This window comes from Ensifer sp. EB106-03-01-XG145 (assembly GCF_058792075.1).
In genome coordinates, this window is the sequence record NZ_JBYTEC010000003.1 from 81,375 (window position 1) to 98,827 (window position 17,453).

Annotated in this window: 17 protein-coding genes; 1 reads left to right on the plus strand and 16 read right to left on the minus strand. The window is 63.0% G+C overall.

Annotation, left to right across the window (positions count from 1 at the left end; translation table 11 throughout):
* Window positions 1-26: 26 nt before the first annotated feature.
* The 10 genes from AC3WWH_RS10985 to sdhC all read right to left on the minus strand — a co-directional run bounded on the left by AC3WWH_RS10985 (window position 27) and on the right by sdhC (window position 12,138).
* Window positions 27-3,023, minus strand: a complete 2,997-nt coding sequence (locus AC3WWH_RS10985) for a 2-oxoglutarate dehydrogenase E1 component (protein WP_113398397.1) — start codon at window positions 3,021-3,023, stop codon at window positions 27-29.
* A gap of 244 nt (window positions 3,024-3,267) precedes the next feature.
* The gene (sucD, locus tag AC3WWH_RS10990; protein WP_058321727.1) at window positions 3,268-4,170 is read right to left on the minus strand and encodes a succinate--CoA ligase subunit alpha; all 903 of its coding nucleotides are present in this window, start codon (window positions 4,168-4,170) and stop codon (window positions 3,268-3,270) included.
* A 17-nt stretch (window positions 4,171-4,187) separates the two neighbouring features.
* On the minus strand, window positions 4,188-5,381 hold the full coding sequence (gene sucC / locus AC3WWH_RS10995) for an ADP-forming succinate--CoA ligase subunit beta (protein WP_058321726.1): 1,194 nt from the start codon (window positions 5,379-5,381) through the stop codon (window positions 4,188-4,190).
* A 113-nt stretch (window positions 5,382-5,494) separates the two neighbouring features.
* Complete coding sequence (mdh, locus tag AC3WWH_RS11000) at window positions 5,495-6,460, minus strand: malate dehydrogenase (protein WP_058321725.1); 966 nt, start codon at window positions 6,458-6,460, stop codon at window positions 5,495-5,497.
* Between the two features lie 183 nt (window positions 6,461-6,643).
* On the minus strand, window positions 6,644-7,798 hold the full coding sequence (zapE, locus tag AC3WWH_RS11005; protein WP_058321724.1) for a cell division protein ZapE: 1,155 nt from the start codon (window positions 7,796-7,798) through the stop codon (window positions 6,644-6,646).
* A gap of 59 nt (window positions 7,799-7,857) precedes the next feature.
* The gene (locus tag AC3WWH_RS11010) at window positions 7,858-8,406 is read right to left on the minus strand and encodes a protease inhibitor Inh/omp19 family protein (protein WP_057254999.1); all 549 of its coding nucleotides are present in this window, start codon (window positions 8,404-8,406) and stop codon (window positions 7,858-7,860) included.
* A gap of 293 nt (window positions 8,407-8,699) precedes the next feature.
* Window positions 8,700-9,479 carry a succinate dehydrogenase iron-sulfur subunit gene (locus AC3WWH_RS11015; protein WP_057254998.1) on the minus strand — a complete coding sequence of 260 codons (780 nt, stop codon included), beginning with the start codon at window positions 9,477-9,479 and terminating at the stop codon, window positions 8,700-8,702.
* A gap of 18 nt (window positions 9,480-9,497) precedes the next feature.
* Complete coding sequence (sdhA, locus tag AC3WWH_RS11020) at window positions 9,498-11,339, minus strand: succinate dehydrogenase flavoprotein subunit (RefSeq protein ID WP_057254997.1); 1,842 nt, start codon at window positions 11,337-11,339, stop codon at window positions 9,498-9,500.
* Between the two features lie 7 nt (window positions 11,340-11,346).
* Window positions 11,347-11,727, minus strand: coding sequence for a succinate dehydrogenase, hydrophobic membrane anchor protein (sdhD, locus tag AC3WWH_RS11025; protein WP_058321723.1), 381 nt, complete (start codon window positions 11,725-11,727; stop codon window positions 11,347-11,349).
* Window positions 11,728-11,745: 18 nt separating this feature from the next.
* Window positions 11,746-12,138, minus strand: coding sequence for a succinate dehydrogenase, cytochrome b556 subunit (gene sdhC / locus AC3WWH_RS11030; RefSeq protein ID WP_058321722.1), 393 nt, complete (start codon window positions 12,136-12,138; stop codon window positions 11,746-11,748).
* A gap of 305 nt (window positions 12,139-12,443) precedes the next feature.
* Between sdhC and AC3WWH_RS11035 the strand changes: the two genes are divergently transcribed.
* Complete coding sequence (locus AC3WWH_RS11035; protein ID WP_057254995.1) at window positions 12,444-13,277, plus strand: hypothetical protein; 834 nt, start codon at window positions 12,444-12,446, stop codon at window positions 13,275-13,277.
* 29 nt (window positions 13,278-13,306) lie between these two features.
* On the opposite strand, the gene AC3WWH_RS11040 is transcribed toward AC3WWH_RS11035, so the two are convergent.
* The 6 genes from AC3WWH_RS11040 to tsaD form a co-directional block, all read right to left on the minus strand.
* Window positions 13,307-13,714 carry a DUF1761 domain-containing protein gene (locus AC3WWH_RS11040; RefSeq protein WP_057254994.1) on the minus strand — a complete coding sequence of 136 codons (408 nt, stop codon included), beginning with the start codon at window positions 13,712-13,714 and terminating at the stop codon, window positions 13,307-13,309.
* A gap of 49 nt (window positions 13,715-13,763) precedes the next feature.
* On the minus strand, window positions 13,764-14,429 hold the full coding sequence (locus AC3WWH_RS11045; protein WP_057254993.1) for a class I SAM-dependent methyltransferase: 666 nt from the start codon (window positions 14,427-14,429) through the stop codon (window positions 13,764-13,766).
* A gap of 61 nt (window positions 14,430-14,490) precedes the next feature.
* Window positions 14,491-14,922, minus strand: a complete 432-nt coding sequence (locus AC3WWH_RS11050) for an EVE domain-containing protein (RefSeq protein WP_057254992.1) — start codon at window positions 14,920-14,922, stop codon at window positions 14,491-14,493.
* A gap of 6 nt (window positions 14,923-14,928) precedes the next feature.
* Window positions 14,929-15,222, minus strand: a complete 294-nt coding sequence (locus AC3WWH_RS11055; RefSeq protein WP_057254991.1) for a YciI-like protein — start codon at window positions 15,220-15,222, stop codon at window positions 14,929-14,931.
* A 78-nt stretch (window positions 15,223-15,300) separates the two neighbouring features.
* A complete protein-coding gene (locus AC3WWH_RS11060; protein WP_197417291.1) occupies window positions 15,301-16,284 on the minus strand; it encodes an NAD(P)H-dependent glycerol-3-phosphate dehydrogenase in 984 nt (327 codons plus the stop codon).
* Between the two features lie 41 nt (window positions 16,285-16,325).
* Window positions 16,326-17,420, minus strand: a complete 1,095-nt coding sequence (gene tsaD / locus AC3WWH_RS11065) for a tRNA (adenosine(37)-N6)-threonylcarbamoyltransferase complex transferase subunit TsaD (RefSeq protein ID WP_058321720.1) — start codon at window positions 17,418-17,420, stop codon at window positions 16,326-16,328.
* Between the last annotated feature and the right edge of the window lie 33 nt (window positions 17,421-17,453).

The window sequence follows — 17,453 nt, forward strand, 5'->3', positions numbered from 1 at the left end:
TCTATTGGCTCAGAGCGTGGGGAGCGTCAGCCCCCCAGCGCGTCCTCGAGGAAGGCGGCAAGCTGCGCCTGGTGCTTCGACATCAGGCCCGTTGCCGGCGAGGCGGCAGCCGGACGGCCGGTGTAGCGCACGCGCTGATACTTGGCGTCGATATGGGCGAGAACCCATTCGAGATAGGGGTCGATGAACGACCAGGCGCCCATGTTCTTCGGCTCTTCCTGGCACCAGACCATCTCCGCGTTGCGGAAGCGGCTGAGCTCGTTGATCAGCGCCTTGGCCGGGAACGGATAGAGCTGTTCGACGCGCAGCAGGTAGACGTCGTCGATGCCGCGCTTCTCGCGCTCTTCGAGCAGGTCGTAGTAGACCTTGCCCGAGCAGAGCACGACGCGACGGATCTTCGAGTCCTTCTGCAGCTTGATCGGACCATCCTTGATCACCTCGGCATCGTCCCACAGCAGGCGGTGGAACGAGCTCTCGCCGGCCATTTCCGACAGACTCGAAACCGCCCGCTTGTGGCGCAGCAGCGACTTCGGCGTCATCAGGACCAGCGGCTTGCGGAAGTCGCGCTTCACCTGCCGGCGCAGGATGTGGAAGTAGTTCGCCGGCGTCGTGACGTTGGCGACCTGCATGTTGTCTTCGGCGCAGAGCTGCAGGAAGCGTTCGAGGCGGGCGGACGAGTGCTCCGGACCCTGGCCCTCATAACCGTGCGGCAGCAGGCAGACGAGACCAGACATGCGCAGCCACTTGCGTTCGCCCGACGAAATGAACTGGTCGAAGACGACCTGTGCACCGTTGGCGAAGTCGCCGAACTGGGCTTCCCAAAGCGTCAACGCGTTCGGGCGGGCGAGCGAGTAACCGTATTCGAAGCCGAGGACCGCTTCTTCCGAGAGCATCGAGTTGATGACTTCGTAGCGGGCCTGGGTCGGCGACAGGTTCGCAAGCGGAATGTAGCGCTCTTCGCTCTGCTGATCGTAGAGCACGGAATGACGCTGCGAGAAGGTGCCGCGTTCGCAATCCTGGCCCGAAAGGCGGATCTTGGTGCCTTCGGTGACGAGCGTGCCGAAGGCGAGTGCCTCGGCCATGGCCCAGTCGACGCCTTCGCCGGTCTGGATCATCTGAGCGCGGTTTTCCATGAAGCGCTGGATCGTGCGGTGTGCATTGAAACCGGCCGGGATCTCCGAGATCTTGCGACCGACTTCCTTGAGCTGCTTCATCGGCACCGAGGTCTTGCCGCGGCGCTGTTCGTCCTGGTTGTCGGCCGAGCGCAAGCCCGACCAGACACCATCCAGCCAGTCGGCCTTGTTCGGCTTGTAGGACTGGCCAGCCTCGAACTCCTGCTCGAGGTGAGCGCGCCAGTCGGCCTTCATCTTCTCGACTTCGCCTTCGGACATCAGGCCCTCGGCGACCAGACGGTCGGAGTAGAGCTGGACGACGGTCTTATGGGCGCGGATGACCTTGTACATCTTCGGCTGCGTGAACGCAGGCTCGTCGCCTTCGTTGTGGCCGAAGCGGCGGTAGCAGAACATGTCGATGACGACAGGCTTGTGGAACTTCATCCGGAATTCGGTGGCGATCTTGGCCGCGTAGACGACCGCTTCCGGATCGTCGCCGTTGACGTGGAAGATCGGCGCCTCGATCATCTTGGCGACGTCGGACGGATAGGGCGACGAACGCGAGAAGGCCGGATTGGTGGTGAAGCCGATCTGGTTGTTGATGATGAAATGGACGGTACCGGCAACGCGGTGGCCGCGCAGGCCGGAAAGGCCGAGGATTTCAGCAATCACGCCCTGGCCGGCAAAGGCGGCGTCGCCATGCAGCAACAGCGGCATGACCTTCGAGCGTTCGCGCAACGGAATGATGTCGCCTTCAAACACGGTCGCCATCTGGTCCTGCTTGGCACGGGCCTTGCCCATGACGACAGGGTTGACGATTTCGAGGTGCGAGGGGTTCGCCGTCAGTGACAGGTGAACCTTGTTGCCGTCGAATTCGCGGTCCGAGGAAGCGCCGAGGTGGTACTTCACGTCGCCCGAACCTTCGACGTCGTCAGGCGCGTAGGAGCCGCCCTTGAACTCGTGGAAGATGGCGCGATGCGGCTTGGCCATCACCTGGGACAGCACGTTCAGGCGGCCGCGGTGGGCCATGCCGAGCACGATTTCCTTGAGGCCTTCCTGGCCGCCGCGCTTGATGATCTGCTCGAGTGCCGGGATCAGCGATTCGCCGCCGTCGAGACCGAAGCGCTTGGTGCCCTTGTACTTGACGTCGATGAACTGCTCGAAGCCTTCCGACTCGATCAGCTTCTGCAGGATCGCCTTCTTGCCCTCGGGCGTGAACTCGACGCCCTTGTCCGGCCCTTCGATGCGCTCCTGGATCCAGGCCTTCTCTTCCGGGTTGGACATGTGCATGAATTCGACGCCGATCGTCGAGCAATAGGTACGCTCGAGGATTTCGACCATTTCGCGAATGCTCGCGTATTCGAGGCCGAGCACGTTGTCGATGAAGATCTTGCGGTCGAGATCCTTCTCCTCAAACCCGTAGTTCGAGGGCGAAAGCTCGTTGTAGTCCTCGACCGGGGCAGCAAGGCCGAGCGGATCGAGCTTGGCATGCAGGTGGCCACGGGCGCGATAGGCGCGGATCATCATGATGGCGCGGACGGAATCGCGCGTCGCCTGAAGGATATCTGCCTCGCTCACGGCAGTGCCGGTGGCGACGGCGGCTTCCTCAGCCTTCGCCTTGACCTTCTTCTCGATGACCTTTTCGACCGTGCCCCAGTCGCCGTCCAGCGCGGAGACGAGTTCACCGTTGGCCGGGATCGGCCAGTTGTTCTTTTTCCAGGAGGCGCCCTTGGCTGCCTTCACCACATCTTCCGGCCGGTCGGCGAGCGCCTTGAAGAAGGCCTGCCATTCGGCCGAGACGGACGCCGGGTCCGTTTCATAGCGTGCTTGGAGCTGCTCGATATAGGCGGCGTTGGCGCCGTCCAGAAACGAAGTGAGCTGGAATTGCTCGTTGGCCTCTTGCCTTGTCATGGTCTCACGCGGACTGATCTGTCCGCCTCCTGACTGAAGTTGGGTTGCCGGGTATCCCGGTCGTTCATGTTCATTCGGCGCGTCGGCGCCTGGTGTTCCTACGGTGCAGCGCATCGAAAGGACGCGCTAAAAGCACCGTGGCACTACAATCTGCCGCATATCCTGATCTTCAATCAGCCAAGGAAACACGCGGCAGGCAGGATGCCGGGGCCGGATCGGTCCGGCCCGGGCAGAAGTCTTGCGATCAGCCCTTGAGGACTTCGACCAGCGTCTTGCCGAGACGGGCCGGCGACGGCGACACGCGGATGCCCGCCTGCTCCATCGCAGCGATCTTGGATTCCGCATCGCCCTTGCCGCCGGAAACGACGGCGCCGGCGTGACCCATGGTGCGGCCCTTCGGCGCCGTACGGCCCGCGATGAAGCCAGCCATCGGCTTCTTGCGGCCCTTCTTGGCCTCGTCGATGAGGAACTGCGCCGCATCCTCTTCGGCCGAGCCGCCGATTTCGCCGATCATGATGATCGAGGTCGTGGCCTCGTCCGCCAGGAACATCTCCAGCACGTCGATGAACTCGGTGCCCTTGACCGGGTCGCCGCCGATGCCGACGGCCGTCGTCTGGCCGAGGCCTTCGTTGGAGGTCTGGAACACGGCTTCATAGGTCAGGGTACCGGAGCGCGAAACGATGCCGACCGAACCCTTGCGGAAGATCGAGCCCGGCATGATGCCGATCTTGCATTCTTCCGGCGTCAGGATACCAGGGCAGTTCGGGCCGAGCAGGCGCGACTTGGAGCGGTCGAGACGAGCCTTGACGCGCACCATGTCGGCAACCGGGATGCCTTCGGTAATGCAGGTGATGAACGGGATTTCCGCATCGATCGCCTCGATGATCGCGTCCGCGGCGCCTGCCGGCGGGACATAGATCACGGATGCGTCCGCACCGGTCTTTTCACGGCCTTCAGCAACCGATGCGAAGATCGGCAGGGTTTCGCCCTTGGAGCCGGTCCAGGTTTCGCCGCCCTTCTTCGGGTGAATGCCGCCGACCATCTGCGTGCCGTAATAGGCAAGCGCCTGTTCGGTATGGAAGGTGCCGGTCTTGCCGGTCAGGCCCTGAACGAGGACCTTGGTGTTCTTATTGACGAGAATCGACATGAGGTCTGGTCCTTCAGTTAGCCGTTGATCGCGGCGACGATCTTCTTGGCAGCGTCATCCAGATCGTCGGCGGCGGTGATCGCCAGGCCGGATTCGTTCAGGATCTTCTTGCCAAGCTCGACATTCGTGCCTTCGAGACGAACGACCAGCGGAACCTTGAGGCCGACTTCCTGCACGGCCGCAACGACACCTTCAGCGATGACATCGCACTTCATGATGCCGCCGAAGATGTTGACGAGGATACCCTCGACCTTCGGGTCGGCGGTGATGATCTTGAAGGCTGCCGCAACCTTCTCCTTGCCGGCGCCGCCGCCGACGTCACAGAAGTTCGCCGGCTCCTTGCCGTAGAGCTTGATGATGTCCATCGTCGCCATCGCAAGGCCGGCGCCGTTGACCATGCAGCCGATGTTGCCGTCGAGCGCGACATAGGCGAGGTCCCACTTGGAGGCCTCGATTTCCTTGGCGTCTTCTTCGGTTTCGTCGCGCAGTGCCTTGATGTCGTCGTGGCGGAAGAGCGCGTTGCCGTCGAACGAGACCTTGGCGTCGAGAACGCGCACGCGGCCGTTCTTCATGACGATCAGCGGGTTGATCTCGAGCAGGCTCATGTCTTTCTCGACAAAGGCCTTGTAGAGGATCGGGAAGAGCTTTTCGGCATCAGCCTTGGCTTCGCCTTCGAGCTTCAGGGCCGAGGTGAGCTTGGCGAGATCAGCGGCGGTGACGCCGGCTTCCGGGTTGATCGCGACGTTGACGATCTTTTCCGGCGTGTCGTGCGCAACAGCCTCGATGTCCATGCCGCCTTCCGTCGAAACGACAAAGGCAACCTGGCCGACCGAGCGGTCGACGAGCAGCGACAGATAGAGTTCGCGTTCGATGTCGGCGCCGTCCTCGATGTAGAGGCGGTTCACCTGCTTGCCGGCAGGGCCGGTCTGCGCGGTGACAAGCGTATTGCCGAGCATTTCCTTGGCATGCGACTTGGCTTCATCGATCGAGAAGGCGAGACGAACGCCGCCCTTGGCGTCGGCGGAAAGTTCCTTGAACTTGCCCTTGCCGCGGCCGCCGGCATGGATCTGGCTCTTGACCACGTAGAGCGGGCCCGGGAGCTTCTTGGCAGCGGCTTCTGCCTCGTCTGCGGAGAAGATCGCGACGCCTTCCGCGACCGGCGCGCCATAGCTCTTCAGCAGAGCCTTGGCCTGATATTCATGAATGTTCATGGTGTTTTTCCTGTCTGGAGCATTGTGCGGGCAGGTGGGGCACCTGCCCGCACAAATGCGGCAAAAACAAAGAGGCCGAACGGAAACTCAAGCGTCCGCCCGACGGGACGCGATTACTGCTTCAGGCTCGGCGCAATGCCGATGCAGGCTTCGCAAAGACCGGCGACCGAAGCGACCGACTTGTCGAACGCTTCCTTCTCGACCTTGTTGAGATCAATCTCGATGATGCGCTCGACGCCGCCGGCGCCGATGACCGTCGGAACGCCGACATACATGTCCTTGACGCCGTACTGGCCGGTCAGATGCGCGGCGCAGGGCAGCACGCGCTTCTTGTCCTTGAGGTAGGCTTCCGCCATCTCGATCGCCGAAGCGGCCGGAGCGTAGTAGGCCGAGCCGGTCTTGAGCAGGCCGACGATTTCAGCGCCGCCGTCACGGGTGCGCTGGACGATTTCTTCGAGGCGCTCCTTGGTGAGCCAGCCCATCTGCACGAGGTCGGTCAGCGGGATGCCGGCCACGGTCGAGTAGCGGGCGAGCGGCACCATGGTGTCGCCGTGGCCGCCGAGAACGAAGGCGGTGACGTCCTGGACCGAAACGTTGAATTCCTGGGAAAGGAACAGGCGGAAGCGCGCGCTGTCGAGAACGCCGGCCATGCCGACGACCTTGTTCTTCGGCAGGCCCGAGAACTTCTGCAGCGCCCAGACCATGGCGTCGAGCGGGTTGGTGATGCAGATGACGAAGGCGTTCGGAGCGTACTTTTTGATGCCGGCGCCGACCTGTTCCATGACCTTGAGGTTGATGCCGAGCAGATCGTCGCGGCTCATGCCGGGCTTGCGGGCAACGCCGGCGGTGACGATGCAGACATCGGCGCCTTCGATGGCGGCGTAGTCGCTGGCACCCGTCAGGTTCGCGTCGAAACCTTCGACCGGGGAGGACTGGCCGATGTCGAGACCCTTGCCCTGGGGGATGCCGTCGGCAATGTCGAAGAGGACGATGTCGCCCAGCTCCTTCAGGCCGGCGAGATGCGCCAGCGTGCCACCAATCATCCCTGAACCGATAAGTGCGATCTTGTTGCGAGCCATGAAAGTGCTTCCTTTGTGATCCCAATATGATCAAGGCCTGAAACGCGGCAAACGCCAAACCTTCGCCGAAAGCCATTAAACGGCAAATGGTAAAATATCAAACGATACTTTTGGATGAAGCAATTTCAATCGGTTAGATCATAAAAGTCTTACGTAAACGTAAGACTTTCCGTCACAACCGCGTCACGAAACGGTCCGATTGGCGGGGTGTTCGGCGGCATATTCCTCACTTTGCATCTCGATCAGACGCGAAACCGTGCGGTCGAACTCGAAGCCTTCCGTACCCTTCTTCTGGGTCAGGAGATCCTGTGGCTCGGCCGCGGCCGACGCGAACAATCGGGCGCCATTGTCGTAGAGCGTGTCGACCAGAAGGATGAAGCGCTTGGTCTCGTTGCGCATATGGGGTCCCAGATGCGGCACGTGGTCGACGAAGATCGTCGAGTAACGCTCGAGGATCGCCAGATAATCGGCAGCACCCAGTGGCTGCTGGCAGAGATCGGCGAACGCAAAGCGGGCGCTCTGGCCGGCGGCGGCCGGCACATGGATCTTGCGGCCCTTGCGCGGCACTTCGGCCGGAACAACAGCCTCGTTGCGGGTTTCCCGCATCCAGGCGCGCGCCATCGCCGCATCCGCCTCCGGGCCGAGCGGCGAAAGCCACACCGGACTTCCGTCCGTCTTCGTGAGGCGATAGTCGGTATCCGTGTCCAAGGAAATGACCTCGGCATTCGCCTTGAGCAGATCGATGAAGGGCAGGAACAGGCCGCGATTGAGGCCGTCGCGATAGAGATCGTCAGGCGCCACGTTCGACGTCGCGATCAGCACGCAGCCCTTTGCGAAAAGCTCGCCGAAGAGCCGCCCAAGGATCATCGCGTCGGCAATATCGGTCACCGAAAACTCGTCGAAACAGAGCAGCCGGGCCTCGCCGAAAAGCTCCGAGGCGACAGGCGGGATCGGATCGGCCTGTTTCGTCTCGCCGTTCTTCAGCTTCTGGCGGTGCTTGTAGATGCGCTCGTGCACATCGGCCATGAACTCGTGGAAGTGCGCCCGACGCTTGCGCTGGATCGGCACGGTATCGAAGAACAGGTCCATCAGCATGGTCTTGCCACGCCCGACGCCGCCATGGATGTAGAGGCCCTTTACCGGCGGATGGTCCTTCTTGCGCGAGGCGAACAGCCAGCCGAGCGCATTGGTCTTGCGCGACGGGCGGCTGGCGAGCAGCTCGGCGGAAAGATGATCGAAACGCCGCGCAATCGTAAACTGTGCGGGGTCGCGCTTACGCTCGCCACTCGTAACGAGCGCTTCGAGCTTGCGGTAGATACTGTCGTCAGGATTGAGCACGTCTCACCCGAGAGGAGCCGGAAAACAAAAGCCCGGCGCGAGACCGGGCTCGAAAAGCGTCAGCGGCTGAGGCTGACCGGCTGGCCGCCATTGGTCGAGCCGTCGAACCGGGCGTCGGCCGTCTTGTAGAGACGGGCGATGGCGTTGCCGCTGCGATCTTTCAGAACCACCTGCTTGCCGGCCACTTCCCAGGAGCCCATGGTCGTCAGCTCGCCGGCGCAGCCACGGGTGCCGCCGCGCGAGCCGGAGCCGAGATTGGTAAGCGTCAGGAACATGTCACAGGAGGAGCCGGCGCTCGATACGCGCCAGTTGCCGACCATCGATTCCTTGGTGACGTCAAGCCCGCCGCCCGCCGCCGCGGCGACCTGCGTGCCGGGCTGCTGAACACCGCCGCCGGCGATCGCCGTGCCGCTCGCCGGTGCAGCCGGGAATTGCGAGGTGTTGCCGCTCGGCGCCGGAAGCTGGTTCGACGAAACCGAGGGAACCGGTGCGGCTTGGATGGGAGCGGGTGAAACATCCTGGGAACCGAAGCCGCCCATCGATGTTCTTTGGCATCCGGTCAGCGCAAGCACAACCGCCAGCCCCGCCGCCGCATGAATAACCCGCATATCCCTACTCCTGTTCGTGTCCGCGAACCATGATGCAACGCGATAATATAGGCCGAAATACAGCAAATCCACCTGACAAATCAAGCGACGACGATTCCTTGCGACCTGTTGCAGGATTGAAACGTCCTGACACGACGCATGCTCGGCGCGGTCATCGCCACATTGCCAACTGCCTATGCCCTGTCGCCGCGGCACAATCACGAATTGTCGATCGCCGTTTCACCGATGACATCAAAAAGAAAACGGCGAGCCAAGGCTCGCCGTCTCCTGAACTTCGTTTCCAATCCGACCGGTCAGACGCGGCGCTCGACCAGCATCTTCTTGATTTCGCCGATCGCCTTCGCCGGGTTCAGGCCCTTCGGACAGGCCTGGGCGCAGTTCATGATCGTGTGGCAGCGGTAGAGGCGGAAGGGGTCCTCGAGATTGTCGAGACGCTCGCCGGTCGCTTCGTCGCGGCTGTCGATCAGCCAGCGATAGGCCTGCAGCAGCACGGCCGGACCGAGGTAGCGGTCGCCGTTCCACCAATAGCTCGGACAGGAGGTCGAGCAGCAGGCGCACAGAATGCACTCGTAGAGGCCGTCGAGTTTCAGGCGGTCCTCGTGGCTCTGCTTCCATTCCTTGGCCGGCGTCGGCGACACCGTCTTCAGCCAGGGCTCGATCGAGCGGTGCTGGGCGTAGAAGTTGGTGAGGTCCGGCACAAGGTCCTTGACGACAGGCATGTGCGGCAGCGGATAAACCTTCACCGTGCCCTTCACCTCGTCCATGCCCTTGGTGCAGGCGAGCGTGTTGGTGCCGTCGATGTTCATGGCGCAGGAGCCGCAGATGCCTTCGCGGCAGGAGCGGCGCAGCGTCAGCGTCGGGTCGATCTTGTTCTTGATGTAGAGCAGACCGTCGAGCACCATCGGGCCGCAATCGTCGACATCAATGTAGAAGGTGTCGATGCGCGGATTGGCGCCGTCATCCGGGTTCCAGCGGTAGATGCGGTATTCGCGAACGTTGGTCGCGCCCTGCGGCTTCGGCCAGACCTTGCCTTCCGTCATCTGCGAGTTCTTGGGGAGAGCGAGTTCAACCATGTGGCTTATTCCTCAAGATCAGTAGACGCGCGCCTTCGGCTCGATCTTCTTGGGATCGATGCCGTCGGCAATCAGGTCGGTATGAACGGGGCGGTAGTCGAGCTTGACGTCGCCGGCTTCGTTGACCCAGGCAAGCGTGTGCTTGCGCCAGTTGACGTCGTCGCGGCCGCCGAGAGCGCCTTCGGTGAAGTCCTCGCGGGCGTGCGACCCACGGCTCTCCTTGCGCGCTTCGGCGCCGTAGATCGTCGTGATGGCGTTGGCCATGAGGTTTTCGAGTTCCAGCGTCTCGACGAGGTCGGAGTTCCAGATCATCGAGCGGTCGGTGACCTTGATATCAGGCAGCTCCTTCCAGATCGCCGAGATGCGCTTGCAGCCCGATTCCAGCGATTCCTGGGTGCGGAACACGGCCGCGTCTTCCTGCATGGCGCGCTGCATCTTTTCGCGCAGCACCGCCGTCGGCGTGCTGCCATTGGCGTTACGCAGGCGGTCGAAGCGGTCCATGATCCGGTCGCAGGCGGCCTTGTTGAGCTCCGGCACCGCCTCGTTGCGGTCGATCACCTGGCCGGCGCGGATGGCAGCGGCGCGGCCGAAGACCACGAGGTCGATCAGCGAGTTGGAACCGAGACGGTTGGCACCGTGCACCGAGGCGCAGCCGGCTTCGCCGACGGCCATCAGGCCGGGCGCGATGCGCTCCGGGTTTTGGGCATCGGCGTTCAGGACTTCGCCCCAGTAGTTGGTCGGCACGCCGCCCATGTTGTAGTGCACCGTCGGCAGAACCGGGATCGGCTCGCGCGTCACATCGACGCCGGCAAAGATCTTCGCCGATTCCGAGATGCCCGGCAGGCGCTCGTGCAGGACCGCCGGATCCAGGTGGTCGAGGTGCAGGAAGATGTGGTCCTTGTTCTTGCCGACGCCGCGGCCTTCGCGGATTTCCATCGTCATGCAGCGCGATACGACGTCACGCGAGGCAAGGTCCTTGGCCGAGGGCGCGTAGCGCTCCATGAAGCGCTCGCCCTCGGAGTTGACGAGGTAACCGCCTTCGCCGCGTGCGCCTTCGGTGATCAGGCAGCCCGCGCCGTAGATGCCGGTCGGGTGGAACTGGACGAATTCCATGTCCTGCAGCGGCAGGCCGGCGCGCGCGATCATACCGCCGCCGTCGCCGGTGCAGGTGTGCGCAGAGGTCGCCGAGAAATAGGCGCGGCCGTAGCCGCCGGTCGCCAGCACCACCATCTTGGCGGAAAAGCGATGGATCGTACCGTCATCGAGGTTCCAGGCGACGACGCCGGTGCAGCGGCCGTCATCCGACATGATCAGGTCGAGCGCGAAATACTCGATGAAGAACTCGGCATTGTTCTTGAGCGACTGGCCATAGAGCGTGTGCAGGATCGCGTGGCCGGTACGGTCGGCAGCAGCACAGGTGCGCTGAACCGGCGGGCCTTCGCCGTAGTTCTGCATGTGGCCGCCGAAGGGCCGCTGGTAGATCTTGCCTTCGGCATTGCGCGAGAAAGGCACGCCGTAGTGCTCGAGCTCATAGACCGCCTTCGGCGCTTCCATGGCGAGATACTGCATGGCGTCGACGTCGCCGAGCCAATCGGAACCCTTGACGGTGTCGTAGAGGTGCCACTGCCAGCTGTCCGGCGTCATGTTCTGCAGCGAGGCAGCGATGCCGCCCTGGGCGGCAACCGTGTGCGAGCGGGTCGGGAAGACCTTGGTGATGCAGGCGGTCTTCAGACCCTGCTCGGCCATGCCGAGGGTGGCACGCAGACCGGCGCCGCCGGCGCCGACGACGACGACGTCGAAGGCGTGATCGACATATTCATAGGCCTTGCCGTTTGCAGCGGGTGAACTGTTCGATGCCATGGCGAAATTACCCTGCAAAAGCGATCTTCAGGATGGCGAAGAGACAGAGCCCACCAACCGCGATCGTGAAAAATGTATTGAGCATGAGAAGGACGATCTTCATGCCTTCGCCATGCACGTAGTCTTCGATGATCACCTGCATGCCGAGCCGCATGTGGATGAGGCCCGAGAGCACGACAAGAGCCATGACGACGGCGACGAAGGGGTTCGCAAGCGCGGCGACGACGTCCGCGTGGGGCGCACCGGCGTAGCGAACGAGGAAGATGACGAAGAAGATCAACAGCGGAACGTTGGCGACCGCCGTCAGGCGCTGGCGCCAGAAGTGATCGGTGCCTTCCTTGGCCGAACCGAGGCCGCGGACCTTGCCGAGAGGTGTGCGCATATCCATGGGTGTCTTTCCTCTCAGTTAGCGGACGAGATAGCCGACAACCCAGATCAGCAGCGTCAGAACCACCGAACCGATGATCGTCGCCTTGGCCATCTTGGTGGCGAAGTGCTTCTCGTAACCGTAGCCGAGATCCCAGGCAAAGTGGCGCAAGCCTCCGAGCATGTGGTGCACCAACGCCCAGGTGTAGCCGAAGAGCACCAGCTTGCCGATCAGCGTGCCGAACAGCCAGCTGACCCAGTCGTAGTAGGCCGCACCCGACGCGGCGGCGATCAGCCACCAGGCAACGAGGATGGTGCCGAAGTAGAGCGCGCCGCCGGTGATGCGGTGCACAATGGACATGACCATCGTCGGGATCGGCTTATAGATTTGAAGATGCGGCGAGAGTGGCCGGCTTCTTGTGACATTCGTCATCGGAACCTCACGGAATGCCCGGATTTTCGCCCAAAAAACTGGACGAATTTAGTCCGGTATCGCACCTGATTGTGCGCAATTCAGTCATTCGGACCTTTAATCACCATAATGCTTAACGACAAGTGTGTTTGCGGTGCAAAATCAATTTAATCGATTAGACGAATTGCGCCATTTTCCAGCCTGCCGGAGACATGGGCATCCGTTAACGATAGCCGCAAAAAGCCAAGCAATTCCGTGACTTTCCCGCGAAAGTGGGCGAGAGTGATCTTAACCAATTGTTAAGTGTCCTCCGGAGGGCGAACAGAATGACTCTGTTCAAGGCAATCCATGCGACCAAAGTGCTAGCGCTCGCCGGCCTGGTCATCGTCACCACCTGCATCCCCTTGGAGGCCCGCGACTGGGGCGGAGCACGCGGCGTTCAGACACGAACCAACCATGTCCGCATGTATCAAGGTCGCCCCGGTCCGCGCTACGAGTTTGGCGGCATGGGCTACCGCAACGGCTGGAACCGCAATCGCATGCACCGTCGCGACTGGATGGCCAACGATGGGTTGCCGGACGTGAACACCCGCACCCGGCACGTTCGCCTTCCCCGATATCGCCCCTATCCCGGCCCCTACACCGGGCGCTGGGAGCATCGCGGCGGATGGGTTCGTGACAGGGCAGGCAACGACATCTGGACGTCCGGAGGCCGTCGCCACGATGGTCGACCACGCATCGCCAATGGACTGCCGGAAGTCGAGACACGCACGCGGCATGTTCGCCTCCCGCAGTATCGCCCATATCCCGGCCGCTATGCCGAGCACTGGGGAAGCGGCGGCGGATGGGTTCGCGACAGGGCCGGCCGCGAGATCTGGACGTCCGGTGGCCAGCGCCGCGACTATCGCCAGGGCTACTATGGCGGCGATGAATATCCAGACACCATCCCGGGCATCGGCACCTATGTCGGCGGCATTTCCGCCTATGTGGATCTCGGCAACGGCATCTATTTCAACCAGGAAGGCGACTATGGCTATGCCGACGACGGGCAGTCCGAATCGCCGCCGCAGACCAGACGCGGCAAGATCATCAATGTCACGCCGCAGACGATGAACGGCTCCTGCGCCTATGAACACGGCGTCTGCGTGATCCGGCGTTAGTCACGGCCCTGCCAGCCGGCTCAGCGCCATCACACACCCATGGCGCCGATGATCGTGCCCATTGCCAGAAGCACCAGCAGCCAGTGTCCGCCGTCGATCAGCGACAGGTCCCAACCGAAGCCCTGGTAGCGATGGTTGACGATGAGCGTCGTCGCGACGAAGCCGAGCCAGAGGAAGAAGGCCGAGACGACGCCATTGACGAGCGTGACCTCGCCCGGCCCGAGGTGGCCGACGACGCCGGCGACCATGGTCGCCATCACCAGTTCCGAGACGAAGGAAATGGCAAAGAGAACCGGCGACATTTGCGCAGCCGCGGGATCGATGCGCGCCGCCTTCATCCAGGGTTTGCCGAGAACGCCGTAGTAGATCGCGCCGATGACGAAGGCCGCAATGGCGGCGATCAGCACCGCCAGATAGTTCATGCCCGCAAATACCATGTTCGTTCCCCCGTTTTTGCGGGGATTGGAATCGAAGGCCTTTGGGCTGTCAACTGTCCGTGTTCGCAGTGCCCCCGAAGCGCCAGACCGTCGTGCACTTGACCTCGCTGTCCTCCAGCGCGCGGGTCACGGGAACCTCGTAGGTGGCAAGGGCCGTCATCATCTCGCGCGGGCAATAGGAACGGCCGGGGTCGCCGACGATCACTGTCGCCCCTTTCGCCGTCAGATCCGAAAACCACGGTTTCAGCCGGTCGGCAAAAGCCTTGTCGTAGAAGACGTCGCCGGCGAGGTAGACATCGGCGCCAAGTTCGCGACCGGTCACGTCCTCGTCCGTATAGGAAAGGGCGACGCCGTTGAGTTCGGCATTGAGACGGACGGCCGTTTTCGCCCAGGGATCAATATCGGCGGCAAGAACCGAAGCCGCCCCCGCCTTCATCGCGGCGATTGCCACCAGGCCCGAACCGGAGGCAAAGTCGACGACCTGCCTGCCGCGCACCGTTTCGGGATGATCAAGGATGTAGCGGGCAAGCCCCTGCCCGCCGGCCCAGGCAAAGGCCCAGAACGGCGGCGGCAGGCCGATTTCCTGCAATTCCTCCTCGGTCTTCAGCCAGAGTTCATGCGCCTCTGTTGCCAGATGCAGGCGCACCTCCGGCACGTGAGGCGGCGAAAGCACGCCGGTATTGGCGAGGATGAAACTTTCCGGATCGGTCTTCACGAAAACTCTCCGAGCCTATCCGAAAGGCGAAAGCGGTTTCCGGATAGGCGGAAAAACAAGATTACCGCGGAGGATTGTCGAGCCCGCCCATGCGGCAGACCTCAATCCATTCGTCCTCGGTCACCGGCTGCACCGACAGGCGCATGGAGGTGACGAGCGACATCTTGGCGAGCTTCGGATTGTCCTTGATCTCTTTCAATGTCACCGGACGCGGCATGTCGGCCACGGCGCGGATATCGACGCAATCCCAGCGGGCGTCACCCTCGGCGGTCGAATCCGGATGCGACAGCGCGCAGACCTCGGTAATGCCGACGATCTCCAGACCCTCGTTCGAGTGGTAGAAGAAGCCTTTGTCGCCGATCTGCATCGCCCGCATGTTGTTGCGCGCCAGATAGTTGCGCACGCCGGTCCATTCGGTGCCCTTGGCGCCCGCATCCTTCTGCATCTGCCAGGACCACTTGACCGGTTCGGATTTGTAGAGCCAATGCGCCATCGCGTCTCAGGCCTCCGGATTGTTGAAGACCCAGTTGAAGGCCTTGATCTCGACATTGGAGAAGAGGCCCGCCTTGGCATAGGGATCCGCTTCGGCAATGGCGCGGGCTTCCGCGATGGTCTCGGCCTTGACGATCACCAGGCTGCCGGTCGGCTTGCCGTCGTCACCCAGGAACGGGCCCGCCATCTTCAGAATGCCCTTGGCATTGAGATCATTGAGATAGGCGACATGATCGGGGCGGGTATCGAGCCGAAGCTGCAGCGCGCCGGGTTTGTCGGTGCAATGAAGTGCGAAGAGCATGCTTCCTCCTGAAGTTGTCGTTTGGCGCGGGATGCGAGCGGAAAACCGCTTTACACTTTTCCGCATCCCACTGCCGGATTATTCCTGGGTGATCGGGCGTGTCATCAATTGTTCGAGTGCGGTGCGGACATCGAGCTTGCCGTCGATGATCGCCGCCACCGCTTCGGTGATCGGCATCTCGACACTGAGATCATGGGCGACGCGCGCGGCGACCGACGCGGCAAAGGCGCCTTCGACCAGCTCGCCCTTGCCCCCATCGGCGCGGCCGTTCTGGCCGAGCGCGATGCCGAAGCGCAGATTGCGCGACTGGTGGCTGGTGGCCGTCAGCACGAGATCGCCGAGACCGGAGAGGCCGCGCACCGTGTCGGCTTCGCCACCCTCGGCGGCGATGAAGCGCGACATCTCGGCAAGGCCGCGCGAGATCAGCGCTGCGCGGGCGGAATCGCCGAGACCCGCACCCTCGACGATGCCGCAGGCAATCGCCAGCACGTTCTTGAGCGCGCCGCCGAGCTGCACCCCGATGCGATCCTGCGACGGGTAGAGCCGGAAGGTCGGGCCTGAAAGCACCTCTGCCAGCATCGTCGCCGTTTGAGCATCGGCGGCAGCGATTACCATCGCAGTCGGCAGGCCCTTGGCGATATCTGCGGCGAAACCGGGACCCGAGAGCACGCCGATCGAACGACCGGGCAATTCCTCCGCCAGAACGTCGGTCAGCAACCGGCCGGTCGCTTGCTCCATGCCCTTGGCACAGGTGACGATCGTAGCGGCTGCATTGATCTGCGGGCCATATTGCCGCGCCGCATCACGGTGCGCTTGGGACGGCATGGCGAACAGCACGACTTCGGCTTCGGCGAGAACGGAGACATCCGCCGTATGTTTCAGCGCCGGCGGCAGATCGATGCCCGGCAGGGCATCCTCGTTGCGGCCGGTATTGCCGCACGCTTCAGCAATCTCCTGCCGACGGGCGAGCAACGTCACGTCGCTGCCTGCCGCCGAGGCCGCAACCGCAGCCAAGGCAGTGCCAAAGGCGCCAGCGCCAACCACGACGATTTTCGGCCCGATCTTGGAGGTTTCGCTCATTCTTTATCCGTCACATTCTGGCATCATGCCTTGGCGCCGCGTTTGCCGGAGCCGAGCAGTGCCTGCGCTTGGGCGTCGAGCGGCCAGCGCGAGCGCGGCGCAACGTCGAGGCCATCGGCCACCATGCCCGCCGCCAGGCGCTCCGCACCGGCCCAGGCGATCATCGCGGCATTGTCAGTGCAGAGCGAAAGCGGCGGCGCGATAAACTCGAAACCGGATTGCGCGCACAAGCTCTGCAGCGTCGAACGCAGCACCTGGTTCGCGGCAACGCCCCCGGCGACCACCAGGGCCGGGCGCACCACGCCGGCATGCTCCGCCTTGAAGCGCTTCAGCCCGCGCCCGACGCGATCCTTGAGCGTGCGCGAGATCGCACGCTGGAAGGAAGCGCAGATATCGGCGATGTCCTGCTCCGTCACCGGCTCCAGCGATTGCGCCGCCTGGCGCACCGCCGTCTTCAGACCCGAGAAGGAGAAATCGAGCCGGGCGTCACCGACGAGCGGGCGCGGAAAATCGAAACGCTGGGGATTGCCGGCGAGCGCCGCACGCTCGACCGCCGGACCACCCGGATAGGGAAGACCGAGCAGTTTCGCCGTCTTGTCGAAGGCCTCGCCAAGCGCGTCGTCGATCGTCGTGCCCCAGCGCTCGTATTCGCCGACACCCTTGACGAGGATAAGCTGCGTATGGCCGCCGGAAACGAGCAGCATCAGATAGGGAAAGGAGAGCCCGTCGGTCAGCCGCGCCGTCAGCGCGTGGCCTTCGAGATGGTTGACGGCGTAGAGCGGCTTGCCGGTTGCGCGCGCGATCGCCTTGCCGGTCATCAGCCCGACGATCAGGCCGCCGATCAGACCGGGACCACTTGTCGCAGCGATCGCATCGATGTCGGAAAGCGTGATGCCGGCGCGCAGCAGCGCCTCCTCGATCAGCGTGTCGAGCGCTTCCACATGGGCGCGCGCGGCGATCTCGGGAACCACGCCGCCATAGGCGCTATGCTCTTCCAGCTGGCTCAGAACGACGTCGCCGAGAATGTGACCCTTGCCGTCGGAATCGCGCAAAATAACGGAAGCGGCGGTTTCGTCGCAGCTTGTTTCTATGCCGAGGATGCGCAGGGGCGGAGACATCAGAGTATACTCAAAGATTGCGGTCGCACCGAA